This window comes from Bacillus sp. RC51, from assembly GCF_044908115.1.
GTDB lineage: Bacteria > Bacillota > Bacilli > Bacillales > Bacillaceae_G > Bacillus_A > Bacillus_A mycoides.
The window spans coordinates 1-15,627 of record NZ_JBIYCW010000029.1; the positions used below are offsets into that span (position 1 = coordinate 1).

The 15,627-nt window shown below is 36.9% G+C and carries 14 protein-coding genes, 1 tRNA gene and 2 riboswitches; of the genes, 3 read left to right on the forward strand and 12 right to left on the reverse strand.

Annotated features, from left to right (window positions below; all coding sequences use genetic code 11):
- Positions 1-274: 274 nt before the first annotated feature.
- From ABH959_RS29010 to groES, 6 genes are all read right to left on the reverse strand, one after another.
- Positions 275-1,780 (reverse strand): sensor histidine kinase, encoded by a 1,506-nt coding sequence (locus tag ABH959_RS29010; protein WP_404493536.1) that lies wholly within the window; start codon positions 1,778-1,780, stop codon positions 275-277.
- Positions 1,764-2,465, reverse strand: coding sequence for a response regulator transcription factor (locus ABH959_RS29015; RefSeq protein ID WP_085308686.1), 702 nt, complete (start codon positions 2,463-2,465; stop codon positions 1,764-1,766). The genes ABH959_RS29010 and ABH959_RS29015 overlap by 17 nt, the downstream gene beginning before the upstream one ends.
- A 145-nt stretch (positions 2,466-2,610) precedes the next feature.
- A complete protein-coding gene (locus ABH959_RS29020) occupies positions 2,611-3,936 on the reverse strand; it encodes an NCS2 family permease (RefSeq protein ID WP_002091603.1) in 1,326 nt (441 codons plus the stop codon).
- 128 nt (positions 3,937-4,064) lie between these two features.
- Positions 4,065-4,166, reverse strand: a riboswitch (purine riboswitch).
- Positions 4,167-4,321: 155 nt separating this feature from the next.
- On the reverse strand, positions 4,322-5,860 hold the full coding sequence (gene guaA, locus ABH959_RS29025) for a glutamine-hydrolyzing GMP synthase (RefSeq protein WP_122974556.1): 1,539 nt from the start codon (positions 5,858-5,860) through the stop codon (positions 4,322-4,324).
- A 165-nt stretch (positions 5,861-6,025) separates the two neighbouring features.
- A riboswitch (purine riboswitch) is annotated at positions 6,026-6,127 on the reverse strand.
- A 139-nt stretch (positions 6,128-6,266) separates the two neighbouring features.
- The gene (gene groL / locus ABH959_RS29030) at positions 6,267-7,901 is read right to left on the reverse strand and encodes a chaperonin GroEL (RefSeq protein WP_002029451.1); all 1,635 of its coding nucleotides are present in this window, start codon (positions 7,899-7,901) and stop codon (positions 6,267-6,269) included.
- 37 nt (positions 7,902-7,938) lie between these two features.
- A complete protein-coding gene (gene groES / locus ABH959_RS29035) occupies positions 7,939-8,223 on the reverse strand; it encodes a co-chaperone GroES (RefSeq protein WP_113938565.1) in 285 nt (94 codons plus the stop codon).
- Positions 8,224-8,625: 402 nt separating this feature from the next.
- Between groES and ABH959_RS29040 the strand changes: the two genes are divergently transcribed.
- Positions 8,626-9,375, forward strand: coding sequence for a CPBP family intramembrane glutamic endopeptidase (locus tag ABH959_RS29040; RefSeq protein WP_113938564.1), 750 nt, complete (start codon positions 8,626-8,628; stop codon positions 9,373-9,375).
- Entirely contained in the window at positions 9,372-9,563 is a 192-nt protein-coding gene (locus tag ABH959_RS29045) for a YdiK family protein (protein ID WP_001246201.1), read from the forward strand. The genes ABH959_RS29040 and ABH959_RS29045 overlap by 4 nt, the downstream gene beginning before the upstream one ends.
- 29 nt (positions 9,564-9,592) lie before the next feature.
- Here ABH959_RS29045 and ABH959_RS29050 read toward each other — a convergent pair whose 3' ends face one another.
- On the reverse strand, positions 9,593-10,222 hold the full coding sequence (locus tag ABH959_RS29050; protein ID WP_000372704.1) for a redox-sensing transcriptional repressor Rex: 630 nt from the start codon (positions 10,220-10,222) through the stop codon (positions 9,593-9,595).
- 187 nt (positions 10,223-10,409) lie between these two features.
- On the opposite strand from ABH959_RS29050, the gene ABH959_RS29055 reads away from it, so the two are divergent.
- Complete coding sequence (locus tag ABH959_RS29055; RefSeq protein ID WP_090835618.1) at positions 10,410-12,332, forward strand: ABC-F family ATP-binding cassette domain-containing protein; 1,923 nt, start codon at positions 10,410-10,412, stop codon at positions 12,330-12,332.
- 411 nt (positions 12,333-12,743) lie between these two features.
- On the opposite strand, the gene tsaD is transcribed toward ABH959_RS29055, so the two are convergent.
- The 5 genes from tsaD to ABH959_RS29080 form a co-directional block, all read right to left on the reverse strand.
- Positions 12,744-13,760: a tRNA (adenosine(37)-N6)-threonylcarbamoyltransferase complex transferase subunit TsaD gene (tsaD, locus tag ABH959_RS29060; protein WP_404493538.1), complete on the reverse strand. Its 1,017-nt coding sequence runs from the start codon at positions 13,758-13,760 to the stop codon at positions 12,744-12,746.
- Positions 13,760-14,203: a ribosomal protein S18-alanine N-acetyltransferase gene (gene rimI, locus ABH959_RS29065; protein ID WP_113938563.1), complete on the reverse strand. Its 444-nt coding sequence runs from the start codon at positions 14,201-14,203 to the stop codon at positions 13,760-13,762. The genes tsaD and rimI overlap by 1 nt, the downstream gene beginning before the upstream one ends.
- A gap of 13 nt (positions 14,204-14,216) precedes the next feature.
- On the reverse strand, positions 14,217-14,909 hold the full coding sequence (gene tsaB, locus ABH959_RS29070; protein WP_016094069.1) for a tRNA (adenosine(37)-N6)-threonylcarbamoyltransferase complex dimerization subunit type 1 TsaB: 693 nt from the start codon (positions 14,907-14,909) through the stop codon (positions 14,217-14,219).
- A complete protein-coding gene (tsaE, locus tag ABH959_RS29075) occupies positions 14,890-15,363 on the reverse strand; it encodes a tRNA (adenosine(37)-N6)-threonylcarbamoyltransferase complex ATPase subunit type 1 TsaE (protein WP_113938562.1) in 474 nt (157 codons plus the stop codon). The genes tsaB and tsaE overlap by 20 nt, the downstream gene beginning before the upstream one ends.
- 174 nt (positions 15,364-15,537) lie before the next feature.
- Positions 15,538-15,613 (reverse strand) — tRNA-Asp (locus ABH959_RS29080).
- Between the last annotated feature and the right edge of the window lie 14 nt (positions 15,614-15,627).

Genomic DNA, 15,627 nt, shown 5'->3' on the forward strand with positions numbered 1-15,627 from the left:
TAAAAATAAAAATTGACGTTCACGTTGTTTGTTTCGTTCAGTTTTCAAAGAACTACTTAGTCGCTCATTTGCGACTTCCTTATGTTAACATCTTCGTTAGTTAATGTCAACTAAGTTTTTCATTTTGTTTGCCGCGTTCTGCGTTATTGCATCGGCGACTTGTTTTATATTACACCTCTAAACTCTAATCGTCAATATGTTTTTCTAAAAAAATATAAAAAGGCTTATTCCTTTTAAAATAAGCCTTTTTATCCTATAACATTCTATTCATTTATTATTTTTCTATAATTGGTAATGAAACGATGAACTGAACGATCCCGTCCTCATACTCAGCTCGAATACTACCACCTTGCAACTCAACAATACTTTTCGCAATAGCTAATCCGAGCCCCGAACCTTCTGTTACTCTACTTCTAGATTGATCTTTCTTATAAAACCGTTCAAACAAGTTCCCTAACTCTTCTCTCGTAAACTCTTCACTATGATTCGCAATAACAATTTGTATATTCCTGCGCTGCCTTTGAAGAGAAACTTTTATCTCTCCGTCATCTTTACTATACTTAATTGCATTCATTAGTAAGTTGTCGAATACACGGACCATCTTTTCCGAATCAATCATCGCATATGCACGTTCCTCAGGAAACTTCTTAACAAACATAAGGCCATGCTCTTCCGCTTGTGGTACTAACTCTTCTATTAATTGATCAAGTAACTCATTTACACACACTTCCTGTTTTTCTAATACAACTTGTTCATTCGTTAACTTCGTATACTCAAATAAATCTTCTATTAAATTCTTTAACTGCTCCGACTTTGCAAAAGCAATTCTAGTATATTCATCATATTGCTCTTTATTTTCATATTTAGAGTCTCTGAGTAATCGTAAGTATCCCATAATAGAAGTAAGTGGTGTCCGTAAATCATGAGATACATTTGTAATAAGCTCGTTTTTCTGTTTTTCTAATGTACGCTCTTTTTCTATATTGTTCATAAGTTCTTCCGCCATATTATTAATATTCTCAGTTAAAGACGCAATCTCATCTTCACCTTTCTTCTCAATACGGTACGCTAAGTTTCCTTTTTCTATTTCCTTTACACCTTGTGCCATCGCTTCAATTTGCTTCATCTTTCTCTTTGTTATATAGAAGAAAGAGAAAATAAATACAAGTACACCTATGAAAAACGGAAACGGTCCTTCTTGCGTATCATATATTACTTCACCTTCTGGAATCCCACTAACAAACATGTATAAATTCTTATCTTCTATTGTAATAGGTGCAAAAGCTATAAATTCTTTTCTCGTACTTTCAAATTCTTTTCTACCATTCATATAATTAATCGCAAACGATGATGCATTACGAATTGTATTATGCAAATCAATTTGCTCTTCTTGCGCCTGCTTCGTTTTATATAAAACTTTACCGCTCTCGTCAGTGACCAGCACTTTTAAAGCTCTAGAGTTTTGTTCTAAATTTTGATTCTCTATTTCAATCATAGTTGATATAGCTTCTAATTTATTTTCATGAACTGAACTATTTGCCACGCTTTGAGCTTGTTGATTAATTTGTTCCATACCAACCCGATAATCGATCGTCGCCTCTCGATTCGCATTCTCAAAAAACGGTGCTGCTGCCTTCGCTGACAAAATCCCTAACAACGCACAAGCAGTAAACGCAGTAATAAGTTGAATTCGTATACTCCGTTTCACACTCTTCACTATCTTTCCAATTAATTCTCGAATTTTCCTAACATAAGTAAATGGATTAAATATCTTTTTCAATCTTATACCCCACTCCCCATACTGTTTTTATATATATTGGCTTCCTTGGATTCTCCTCAATCTTTTCACGCACTTTTCGAATATGAACCATTACCGTGTTATCCGACTGGAAAGATTTTTCGTTCCAAACCTTTTCATAAATTTGTTCCGCACTAAAGACCATCCCCGGATTACGGACTAGTAATTCTAAAATTGAAAATTCCCTCGGGGTCAGTTTCACTTCTTCTCCATCCACAATGACTGTATGAGTGGAGATGTTTATTTTCATCTCTCCAATTTCTAACTCGTCCTCATTTTGAATAGCAAAGCCATTCATTTTCATATAACGACGTAGCTGCGATTTAATTCTTGCGATTAACTCTAACGGATTAAACGGTTTTGCTACATAATCATCTGCACCTGTTGTTAATCCTAAAATTTTATCCATATCTTGCGTTTTTGCCGAAAGCATAATAATCGGCATTTCCTTCGCTTCCCTTACTTTCATACACATATGAATACCATCTACTTTCGGCATCATAATATCTAATACGACTAAGTGCACTTCATTTTCTTCTAATATACGTAACCCTTCTTCTCCGTCCCCTGCTTGCAGTACTTTATATCCTTCGTTCTTTAAATAAATTGTAATAAGGTTCCTAATTTCTTTTTCATCATCTACGACAAGTATCGTTTCCCCGGCCATAATATCTCTCCCATCAGTTTTTTAATCCCTAACTTCTATTATAAGAAAACTTCTGAAGAAAAACGCTCGGAAATCCTTAAGATTTTCTGAAGACGCAAAAAAGGTCTAGACTCCCCTCAAGTCTAGACCTTTCAAAAAACCCCTTTTATTTACGAACGTAGATGAAATATAGTACGAATAAAACTCCCATAACATACATAATTGGATGAATCTCTTTACGACGACCACTCACAACCATTGTAATTGGATAGAAGATAAACCCGATTGCAATTCCTGTTGCGATACTATACGTAAGTGGCATTGAAATGATAGTAAAGAACGCTGGTACTGCAATCTCGAATTTCTTCCAATCAATTTCTCCTAAAGATGAAACCATCAAGATTCCTACAATAATTAATGCTGGCGCTGTTACAGCTGGTGTCACAACACTTAATAGTGGTGAGAAGAATAGTGCCAGTAAGAAGAATCCTGCTGTTACAACTGCTGTAAATCCAGAACGTCCTCCTGCCGCTACCCCCGCAGACGATTCAATGTAAGACGTCGTAGTAGATGTACCTAGAATTGCACCAATTACAGTTGCAATCGCATCTGCAAATAACGCTTTACCTGCACGTGGTAATTTATTGTTCTTCATTAATCCCGCTTGATTCGCAACCGCTACAAGCGTACCTGCTGTATCAAAGAAATCAATAAAGAAGAACGTTATAATAACAATCGCCATTTCAACAGTGAAAATGTCTCCAAAGTGAGTTAATGCTACCCCGAACGTTGGTTCTAGACTCGGTATTGCTCCCACTACAGCTTTTGGTGTATCAATTAATCCAGTCGCTACTCCTAAGATCGCCGTAAGGATCATACCGTAGAAAACTGCACCATTTATTTTTTTAATCATGAAAATGATTGTAGTAACAACTCCGAAGATTGCTAGTAACGTTGTGCCCTTTGTTAAGTCCCCCAACCCAACAAGAACAGCATCATTCTTTACGATAATTCCAGCGTTTTGGAATCCAAGGAAGGCAATGAATAATCCAATACCCGCCGCTACTGCAAACTTTAACTCTACTGGAATTGCATTAATGATTTTTTCACGAATACCTGAAGCAGTAAGAATAATAAAGATAATACCTGACATTAATGTTCCAGCAATTGCCGTTTGCCACGGAATTCCCATCGTTAACACCGCTGTATAAGCAAAGAACGCGTTTATTCCCATACCTGGCGCTAAAGCAATCGGATACTTCGCAAATATCCCCATAATTAACGAACCAATCGCCGCTGCTAATGCTGTAGCAACGAATACTGCACCTGGATCCATTCCTGTACCCGCCGGTAATCCTTTAACATTTCCAAGCGACAGCGTAGCAGGATTGACAAATAGTACGTAAGCCATAGATAGAAATGTCGTTAAACCTGCTATGAACTCTGTTTTATAATTTGTGCCGAGTTCATCAAACTGAAAATAGCGTTTCATCTTACGTTTCCCCCGTTATATGATTACTCGCCGTATTTCACCCTAGCCCTCTTTTATCTATAAAAATAAAAAAGGCTTCCATTGCATATACATGGAAGCGTTCTATGAATAAAGACAAGTTTCCCCTCATCTTTATAGAAACGCCTCGTAGTCAAGCCATTTACGGTAGCTAGGTAGAAACTTTCGGGCCATATCCCCGATATTATACGACGGCATAATATTCACTTTTCATTTGAATTACATACTCATATTAACTCGAGGAGGTGGTTTTGTCAATTTAAAAACGAACATTTTTATAAATTTTTATATTTTCGTTCGTATTAAGGGTAAAAACAAAAAGATCCATCTATACATGAACGATAGATGGATCTTTTTTATTACAATACTATTCCCACTCAATAGTTGCTGGTGGCTTACTCGTTATATCATACACGATACGGTTAACGTGTTTTACTTCGTTTACGATACGTACAGAGATTTTCTCTAATACGTCCCAAGGGATACGTGCCCAATCAGCTGTCATACCGTCGATAGATGTTACTGCACGGATACCTACTGTGTAATCGTAAGTACGCTCGTCACCCATAACACCTACACTACGCATACCAGGAAGCGCAGTGAAGTATTGCCAAACTTCGCGGTCTAATCCTGCTTTTATAATTTCTTCACGTAAAATTGCATCAGATTCACGAACGATTTCTAATTTCTCTTCTGTAATTTCACCTAATACACGAATACCAAGTCCTGGACCTGGGAACGGTTGACGCCATACGATTTCATCAGGAATTCCTAGTTCTGATCCTAATACACGTACTTCGTCTTTAAATAAAGTGTTTAAAGGCTCAATTAATTTGAACTGCATGTCTTCTGGAAGTCCACCAACGTTATGGTGAGATTTAATTGTTTGTGCAGTTGCTGTACCACTTTCAACGATGTCTGTATAAAGTGTACCTTGCGCTAGGAAGTCCATTCCTTGTAATTTAGAAGCTTCATCATCAAATACGTAAATGAATTCATTACCGATGATTTTACGTTTTTGCTCTGGATCTTCTACACCTTTTAACTTGTTCATGAAGCGCTCTTGTGCATCCACTTTAATAACGTTCATATGGAAGCCTTCGCTAAATGTTTTCATAACACCTTCTGCTTCATCTTTACGAAGTAAACCGTGGTCCACGAAAATACATGTTAATTGGTCACCAATTGCCTTATGAATTAATACTGCTACAACAGAAGAGTCTACACCGCCACTAAGTGCGCATAATACTTTTTTGTCTCCAACAGTTTCACGGATCTTCTCTAATTCTACTTCGATAAAGTTCTCCATGTTCCATCCTTCAGAACAACCACATACGCCGAATACGAAGTTTTTAATTAAATCGTTACCGTGCTCAGAGTGACGTACTTCTGGGTGGAATTGTACACCGTATAAGTTTTCCGCTTCATTGCTCATACCAGCAATTGGACAAGACTCACTTGTTGCATCTACTACGAATCCTTCAGGTAAACCAGTTACTAAGTCACCATGGCTCATCCATACAACTTGCTCTTCTGGAAGGTTCGCATATAATTTTGATTCGTTCTCTACTTTAAGAACAGCTTTTCCATACTCACGGTGGTTTGCACGTTCTACTTTACCACCGAAGTGTTGTGTCATAAGCTGCATACCGTAACAAATACCGAAGATCGGTAATCCTAGTTCAAAGATTTTTTCATCACAATGTAATGCGCCTTCACCGTATACACTATTCGGTCCACCAGAGAAGATAATCCCTTTTGGATTCATTGCTTTAATTTCTTCTGCAGTAATTGTATGTGGATGAAGTTCACTGTATACACCGAACTCACGAATTCGACGTGCTATTAACTGATTGTACTGACTCCCAAAATCTAAAACGATAATTGTATCATGCTGCTTCTTCAAAATAATCACCCCAACGTTAGTTCTCGTATATAAATATTTTCACCAATTTGGCGAAAAGCATTACTAATATAATAAAAAAAGCCAGTCCTCCGCCTCTAGTCTCATGACAAAGAAAAGGCAGGGGTCTGGCTTTATAAAGAAAGATAGTCTTCCGCTCTTTATAAATATAAGACGCACTGCCTTCATAGTCAGGTTGTTTACGGTAACCCGGTAGAGACTCTCAAACCATATCATCGAGGATATATGAAGGATTGTTTTATATTATCTTCCTAGATTCTAACAATGAAGTATCGATATGGTCAAGAGAGAAAGCGACAAAATTCTACAGAAATTATTTTCCTGCGCTCAAAAACATAAAAAAACATCCACTTCTATATAGAAGTGGATGTTTTTCGGGAGAACGGAATTACATCATTCCGCCCATACCACCCATGCCCATGCCGCCCATGTCAGGCATTGCTGGTGCATTTGGTTCTGGCTTGTCAGCAACTACAGCTTCAGTTGTTAAGAACATAGCTGCAACAGATGCTGCGTTTTGAAGTGCAGAACGAGTTACTTTAGCTGGATCTACGATACCAGACTCAAGCATGTTAACCCATTCGCCAGTAGCTGCGTTGAAACCAACGCCTACTTTTTCGCCTTTTAGACGCTCTACAACTACAGATCCTTCTAGACCAGCGTTGATTGCGATTTGACGAACTGGCTCTTCTAGTGCACGAAGTACGATGTTGATACCTGTTGCTTCGTCGCCTTCAGCTACGATAGAAGCTACTTTTGTGTATACGTTCATAAGTGAAGTACCACCACCTGCAACGATACCTTCTTCTACTGCTGCACGAGTTGAGTTAAGTGCATCTTCAATGCGAAGTTTGCGCTCTTTTAACTCAGTTTCAGTTGCTGCACCTACTTTAATTACTGCTACACCGCCCGCAAGTTTAGCAAGACGCTCTTGTAATTTTTCACGATCGAATTCAGAAGTAGTTTCTTCTAATTGCGCGCGGATTTGACCGATGCGAGCTTCGATTTGTTGTGAATTTCCAATACCTTCAACTACAGTTGTGTTTTCTTTCGTTACAACAATTTTACCAGCACGTCCTAAAGATTCAACTGTAGCAGATTTTAAGTCACGTCCTAATTCTTCAGTGATTACTTCGCCACCAGTTAAGATTGCGATATCTTCTAGCATTGCTTTACGACGGTCACCAAATCCAGGAGCTTTAACAGCAACTACATTGAATGTACCACGAAGTTTGTTCACTACTAATGTAGCTAACGCTTCGCCTTCTACATCTTCAGCAATGATAAGAAGTGGTTTACCTTGTTGTACCACTTGCTCTAATACTGGTAAGATTTCTTGAATGTTAGAAATCTTCTTGTCAGTAATTAAAATGTATGGGTTATCAAGAACTGCTTCCATTTTGTCAGAATCAGTAATCATGTAAGGAGATGCATATCCACGATCAAATTGCATACCTTCTACTACGTCTAATTCTGTTGTGAATCCTTTAGATTCTTCTAAAGTAATAACGCCGTCATTACCAACGCGCTCCATTGCTTCAGCGATTAATTGACCTACTTCTTCGTCAGCCGAAGAAATAGCAGCTACTTGTGCGATAGAAGATTTACCTTCGATTGGTTTAGAAATCGCTTTTAATTCTTCAATTGCAGCAGTAACAGCTTTTTCGATACCTTTACGAAGACCCATTGGGTTTGCACCAGCTGTTACGTTTTTAAGACCTTCACGAATCATAGCTTGCGCTAATACAGTTGCAGTTGTCGTTCCGTCACCAGCTACATCGTTTGTTTTGCTAGCAACTTCTGCTACTAATTTCGCACCCATGTTTTCGAATGCATCTTCTAATTCGATTTCTTTTGCGATTGTTACACCGTCATTTGTAATAAGTGGTGAACCGAATTTTTTCTCAAGTACAACGTTACGACCTTTTGGTCCAAGCGTTACTTTTACTGCGTTTGCAAGAGTGTCGACACCGCGAAGCATCGAACGACGTGCTTCTTCACTAAATTTAATATCTTTTGCCATAATAATTGACCCCCTTGGATTTTTAAAATGTATATAATTAACCGATAATTGCTAAAATGTCACTTTCACGTAAAATCAAGTAGTCTGTACCTTCGTATTTCACTTCAGTACCTGCATATTTTGAGAAGATGATAAGATCACCTGCTGCTACCTCTAAAGCAACACGATCACCATTTTCAAGCACTCGGCCTGTACCTACTGCAATAACTTTACCCTCTTGTGGTTTTTCTTTTGCAGTTTCTGGTAATACAATACCACTTGCTGTTTTTTCTTCTGCTTGAACAAGTTCAATTACAACGCGATCACCTAATGGCTTTAGCATGAACAACAACCTCCTCATTTTGTTATGTAAATTTTATTTATTAGCACTCAAGTCACACGAGTGCTAACACACTTCTAATAATAAATAATCTCAATTTCTTTTGCAAGTAAAAAAATCATAATTTTTTCGCAAATTACTTTATGCACTTTCCTATATAGCATTACTTCTTCTACTGCCTTTACCATATGAATCGTTGTTCCCACTTCTTGTATGTTACAATATGAAAGACACCCTAAGTTGTTTTCGCTACACGTTCAACTTTTTCCTGTCTCCTATTTTATTTTCAAATACTTATTTACAAAAAAAATATAATTCAAATGAAAGTTTATATCGTAGGTAGCATATTTACATGTTATCCTACCTTATCTCATACACTAGAGTTAGAAAGGATGGTTAAACCATTTGAAGAAACAATATTGGTGGATTATCGTTACATACATTTTAATGCAGTTATCTGGAATTGTTGGCTTACCACTACTCCTAAAAACAGGACTCTATGATAATAGAGGATTTACCATGGAGGAAAAAGGTCAAATCATAACGGGACATTGGGCAATCATTAGCTTCTTTGTTGCATTATGCATCGTGCTTTGGTTACTTAGAATAGATATTCGTGACAGGCATTTAGATAAAATGCGTGTTACGATCCCAGCTACAGTTGGTTGGATTATAATCGGTATTCTCTTAGCTTTCTCTTCCCAAATAATTGCCGGTATGATCGAAATGCGTCTACTAGGAATTAAACAAGGTTCGGAAAATACAATGAAGCTGATGGAAATTGCAAGAACGACACCTTGGTTCCTCATTGTTGTATCTATAATCGGACCTATCTTAGAGGAAATCGTATTTAGAAAAATTTTATTTGGCACACTTTATAAGAGATTTAATTTCTTTGTTGCTGCTATCATTAGTTCACTAGTATTCGCGGCGATTCATTTTGATTTTACTCACTTATTGGTATACACTTCTATGGGGCTCGTATTCGCCTTTTTATACGTAAAAACGAAACGAATTATAGTTCCTATTGCAGCCCATGTGGCAATGAATACATTAGTCGCTATTGGACAAATTTTTATGAGTAATGAGCAAATTCAAGAAATGATTAAAGAAGCTGAAAAAATGCAAGGCTTTATCGGAGGATTTTTAGTATGAGAAACTCACCATTGTTCATGGCTGCATTGTACTTTCTTCTTGGATGTATCTTTACACGCTTCGCCATTACGAACGTAACAGATACAATCTGGAATATGTGGACAATACTATTTGCAGTTATGGCAACAATTGATTTTAATTTGGCACTTCGCCTTATCTTAGTTAAATTCACAAAGAAAAAACAATAATAAAACGCAGAGGTCATCTCCTCTGCGTTTTATTGTGGATAATTCTTCAAAAAGTAAACAAGCGTTTGTAACTCTACAGCTAAATCAATGTGATGAATTCTTATATTCTCTGACACATTTAAGCGTGCTGGTGTGAAATTTAAAATACCATGCACGTTCGTTTCTGCCAATCTATCTGCCACAGATTGCGCTACTGTAGCGGGTACTGTTAATATTGCCACTTGTATATCAGTTGATAAACGTTCTTCTAGTTCATCCAAATGATATACAGGAATGCCTCCGATTTCTGTTCCAACTTTCTCTTCACTAACATCAAACGCCATTTCAATTTTTGTATTATTGTTTTTCGTGAAATTATAATGTAAGAAAGCGGTCCCTAAATTACCTACTCCAATAAGTGCCACGCGTGTTATATCATCTTGGTCGAGTGTTTCACGGAAAAATGATAATAAATAATTTACGTTATATCCATATCCTTTTTTCCCTAACGCTCCAAAATATGAAAAATCTCTTCGAATAGTTGCGGAATCAACCTTTACCGCTTCACTCAATTCGGCTGATGAAACACGTTGCTTACCAGAAAGAGATAAGTTTTGGATAAATCGATAGTATAGAGGCAATCGTTTGGCAGTGGCCTGTGGAATTTTTTGCTGATCCATATAACCTCTCCTCTCTTCCTATCTTTATTCTTATACTCGAATCAAATACAGAAGTTTAGTACTCATGAATTTCCTTGTATAATAAAGAGAAGAAGTATTCTCTCTTTATTTTAAACTATACACTATTTTTAGTATGATTGAGAAATATAAACATGGCAAAGTTAAGAAATTATTTGAGGTGAAAACATTGATATTATTACAAGTGAATGGGCTTTCGAAATTATACGGTGCAGAAACGATTCTTGCAAACATAAAATTGGAAGTACAAACAAAAGATCGTATCGCATTAGTCGGACGAAATGGAGCCGGAAAATCTACATTATTAAAAATAATAGCTGGCGAGTTATCTCATGATGGTGGTGAAATTATAAAACCGAAAGATGTCTCAATGGGGTATTTAGCTCAAAATACCGGATTAGAAACGTCTTTAACAATTTGGGATGAAATGTTAACCGTCTTTACACACTTGCAGCAGATGGAGACAAAACTTCGAAGGCTAGAGCAAGAGATGGGAAAAGAAGAAAACTTTTCAAATGCGGCTATATATGAGAAATTATTAGCTGATTATGACCAATTACAATTAGATTATAAGGATCAAGGCGGCTATCAGTACGAAGCGGATATACGCTCAATTTTAAGCGGTCTTGGCTTCCCAGTTGAAACGCATCAGACGAAAATTTCCACATTAAGTGGTGGACAAAAGACTCGATTAGCTCTTGGGAAATTATTATTAACTAGACCGGACTTACTTATTTTAGACGAACCTACAAACCATTTGGACATTGAGACACTAACATGGCTTGAACAATATTTACAAGGCTATCCTGGCGCGATTTTAATCGTTTCCCATGACCGTTATTTCTTAGATAAACTCGTTACACAAGTATACGAAATTTCTAATAAGGAAAGCCGACGATTTGTTGGTAACTACAGTAAATATTTAGATTCAAAATCAGCTCTATACGAGCAAGAGATGAAGCGTTATGAAAAACAACAAGATGAAATTTCTAAACTGGAAGACTTTGTACAAAAAAATATAGCTCGTGCATCTACGACAAAACGCGCTCAAAGTCGCCGTAAACAATTAGACAGAATGGAAGTATTAACTAGACCATTAGGCGATTCTAAATCAGCTTCCTTCCACTTCGATATTGAAAAACAAAGTGGAAATGATGTTTTACAAGTGAAAGATGCAACTATTGGCTATTATCAGGAACCGATTATTGAACATGTAAATATGCGCTTAACTCGCGGTGACAGTGTTGCCTTAGTTGGGCCGAACGGAATTGGAAAATCTACATTATTAAAATCCATTGTGAATAAGTTACAGCTATTACATGGAAACGTTGCTTTCGGGTCAAATGTATCTGTTGGTTATTATGATCAAGAACAAGCCAACTTAACATCTTCGAAGCGAGTTTTAAATGAATTATGGGATGAATATCCATTGCAGCCCGAAAAAGAAATTCGCACTATACTAGGCAACTTTTTATTCACAGGGGATGATGTACTCAAACCAGTATCTTCTCTTAGTGGTGGACAAAAGGCTCGACTAGCTCTTGCAAAACTTATGATGCAAAAATCCAATTTATTAATTCTCGATGAGCCAACAAACCATCTTGATTTAAATAGTAAAGAGATTTTGGAGAATGCTTTAATTGATTACCCAGGTACTCTTCTATTCGTCTCTCATGACCGCTATTTTATTAATCGCGTAACGACAACCGTTGTTGAGTTATCAACAGAAGGTGCACAAGAATATTTAGGTGATTACGATTATTACGTTGAAAAGAAAAACGAAATGATTGAACGTGCGGAACTAGAGCAAGAAGATGAAGTACCTGTTCAAAAAGTGGTGGCACAAGAAAAATTAAATTATCTCGAAGAAAAAGAACGTAAACAGCTAGAGCGTCAACGTACTCGAAAGATTGAAGAACTGGAACAAAATATCGTAGGCTTAGAAGAAGAAATTGCTACGTTAGAAGATCAGCTTTGCTTACCAGAAATATATGCAGATTATGAAAAGGCTAGTGAAATTACAACTAAAAAGCAAACACTGCAAGAACAGCTTGAAGCTTGTATGGCAGAATGGGAAGAACTGCATATATAAGAGAATTTAAAAGAGGAGGATGTCTCATAAGTCGGGCTTTTTGACGAGATGACCTCCTTTTTATCTTCTTTTTTGGAATCAATACCATAGTAAATAAAATTATATAACCAATTCGACAAGGATTGACAATAGTAGCACCTTATATAATAAGTGGAGGATGTTTCAAATTTTTTTTGCCATCTCCTTGTTTTTTATTTCCCAAAAAAGAATTTATTCAAAGGTCAGACTTCCTCTATGTTATCCACAAGGTTATGCACATATCCACCTTTATAATATAAACTCCCAAATAACTTTTCCACATTATCCACAACTAAATAAAAAGTTATACACATTTTATACACACAAAAAAACCCATATTATCAACAGATAATATGGGTTTTATCCACAGGCTGTGGTTAATTTTGTGTATAACTATGCTTCAATATCTAATCCTGGATTTGCATTTAAAGCTAATGTAGCGCGTTTTCCTTGTTCGTATGCAATTGTACCTGCAGCCGCAATCATCGCTGCATTATCTGTGCATAAAGATAGAGGAGGAATAATTAGCTCTATATTTTCTTTTTGTGCAAATTCTGCTGCTAAACGTGCACGAAGCCCTTTATTAGCAGCTACTCCACCAGCAAGAAGCACTTGTTTTACATTATAAGCATCTGCTGCACGAGACGCTTTCGTTACAAGTACATCTATTACACTTTCTTGGAAACTTGCTGCTAAATCTTCTGGTGCAATTTCTATACCGCGCTGTTTTGCGTTATGCACAGTGTTGATAACTGCTGATTTCAATCCACTAAAGCTGAAATCATACGAATCAGGTTCTAGCCACGCACGAGGCAAATCAATTGTTGGTTTTCCTTCATGTGCAAGGCGATCAATATGAGGACCACCTGGATAAGGCATTGATAATGTACGAGCTACTTTATCGTAAGCTTCTCCTGCCGCATCATCTCGCGTTTCACCAATCACTTCAAATGAACCATGTTCTTTCATATAAACAAGCTCCGTATGTCCACCGGATACAACAAGCGATAGTAACGGGAATTGTACTTCTTTTACTAAACGATTCGCATAAATATGACCAGCAATATGCTGAACACCAACTAGAGGGATATCATGAGCAAAAGCCACAGCTTTCGCTGCATTTACACCTATTAAAAGTGCTCCGACTAAACCTGGGCCTTCTGTTACAGCAATTGCATCAATATCCTCAAAAGTGATATTCGCTTCTTTTAAAGCTTCTTCTAACACAACTGTGATTTCTTCTACATGATGACGGGATGCAATCTCTGGTACTACTCCGCCAAAACGCTTATGACTTTCAATTTGCGATGCAACGACATTCGCAATGATTTCCGTTCCATTTTTAACAACTGCTACAGCTGTTTCATCACAGCTTGTTTCAATACCAAGTATAATTATATTTTTTTCCATTATATATTCACCCACATTACAAGACCATCTTCCTGATTGTCTGCATAGTATCGTTTACGAATCCCACCATTTTGAAATCCGTATTTTCTGTATAACTGCTTTGCTACTTCATTTGACACGCGTACTTCAAGTGTCATTGTTTTTACTCCTAACCCTTTCGCTTCGGAAATGACTTCTTTTAATAAGGCATCCCCTAGCTTTTGACCTCTGTATTCCGGCAGGATAGCTATATTTGTTACATGTGATTCATCAATAATTATCCACAATCCACAATATCCAATTACGAGACCATCTTTTTCTAGCACGACATAATGTGCATGTTCATTCACCTCTAATTCACGGTGAAAGGCATCTGCAGTCCAAGGGGTTGAAAAAGATGCTTCTTCAATAGCTACAATTTGAACAATATCATCGAGTGCCATCTTTCTAAATATCATATCCATCTTCTGTAGGCCCCTATTGTTTTTGACTTTCTAACCATTTTGTTTCAGCTTCAGCTAAACGAAGATAGCTAGGAACAAACGTATGCACGTCTTGTTCTTCTTTTTGTAATCCTAAACATGCTAATTCACTTGGTCTTGGGTTATTCTTAGTGAACGGAGCAAATACAGCTTGATCACCTAAATATTCTACAATTGTTTCTTTATGCAATTTAACATCGTTACCAATAAATAAAACAGGCTGTTCTTTATCTTTTAACATTTGCAACCAGTCAACAATAAGAATAATTCGGTCTTCTTCTATTGAAGTTATACACTCTCCTTCATATGTATATAACCCCGTGTAAATTTGACCACGTCGGCCATCAAATAAAGGACAAATTAGTCCATTAAAATTAGTACCATTTGCAGCCACCACTTCCAAACTTGATACACCTACAATTGGTATTTGAAGTGACCAAGCTAATGTTTTTGCCGCTGTTACACCTATACGAACACCTGTATATGATCCCGGTCCAGCTGCTACAACAATTTTAGTCAATTCTTTCGGTTTTACACCGCATTCTTTTAACAGTTTCTCTACAGCTGGCATAAGACGTACAGAATGGTTTTTTGTTAAATTTGTAATGATTTCCCCAATCACGTTCCCTTCCTCAATAAGGGATACACCCATTACGTAATTTGAAGTATCAATTGCTAGTACTTTCATCTTGTAATAGCTCCTCACATAATCTAATATAGCGATCTCCAATTGGCTCGAGTACAATTTTTCTTGTATCATCTCCAGCATGGAATAAACTAATTTGCAACTTCTCATTCGGTAAATATGCTTCTATTAAATGAGCCCATTCTACTACTGTAATCCCTTCACCATAGAAATACTCATCAAATCCTAAATCTTCTTCACTTTCCGCTAACCGATACACATCCATATGATATAGCGGTAATCTTCCTTTATATTCTTTAATAATATTGAAGGTAGGACTATTTACGACTCTTTTCACTCCAAGACCTTTTGCTAGTCCTTTTGTAAAAGTCGTCTTGCCAGCTCCAAGATCACCTTCTAAAATAATTACATCTTTTTCCTTTACAAGTCTCCCTAATTTTTCTGATAATCGCTGGGTTTCTTCGGAAGATTTTGTTGTCATTTCATATTTACTCACAGACTTCACCTACTTTACTCACAATGTTCTCTGCTCTTTATTATACAGGTTTTAAATATATAAAAAAGTCCTTAGGAGTTTTCCTAAGGATAGTTTGACTGTCTTTATTAGTTTTTTGTTAAAACAAATAAAAAAATACGAAACAACTTGTTTCGTTCTTTTCTTTATATAAAATGGCGGTCCCGACCGGGGTCGAACCGGCGATCTCCTGCGTGACAGGCAGGCATGTTAACCACTACACCACGGGACCATTTGGTTGCGGGG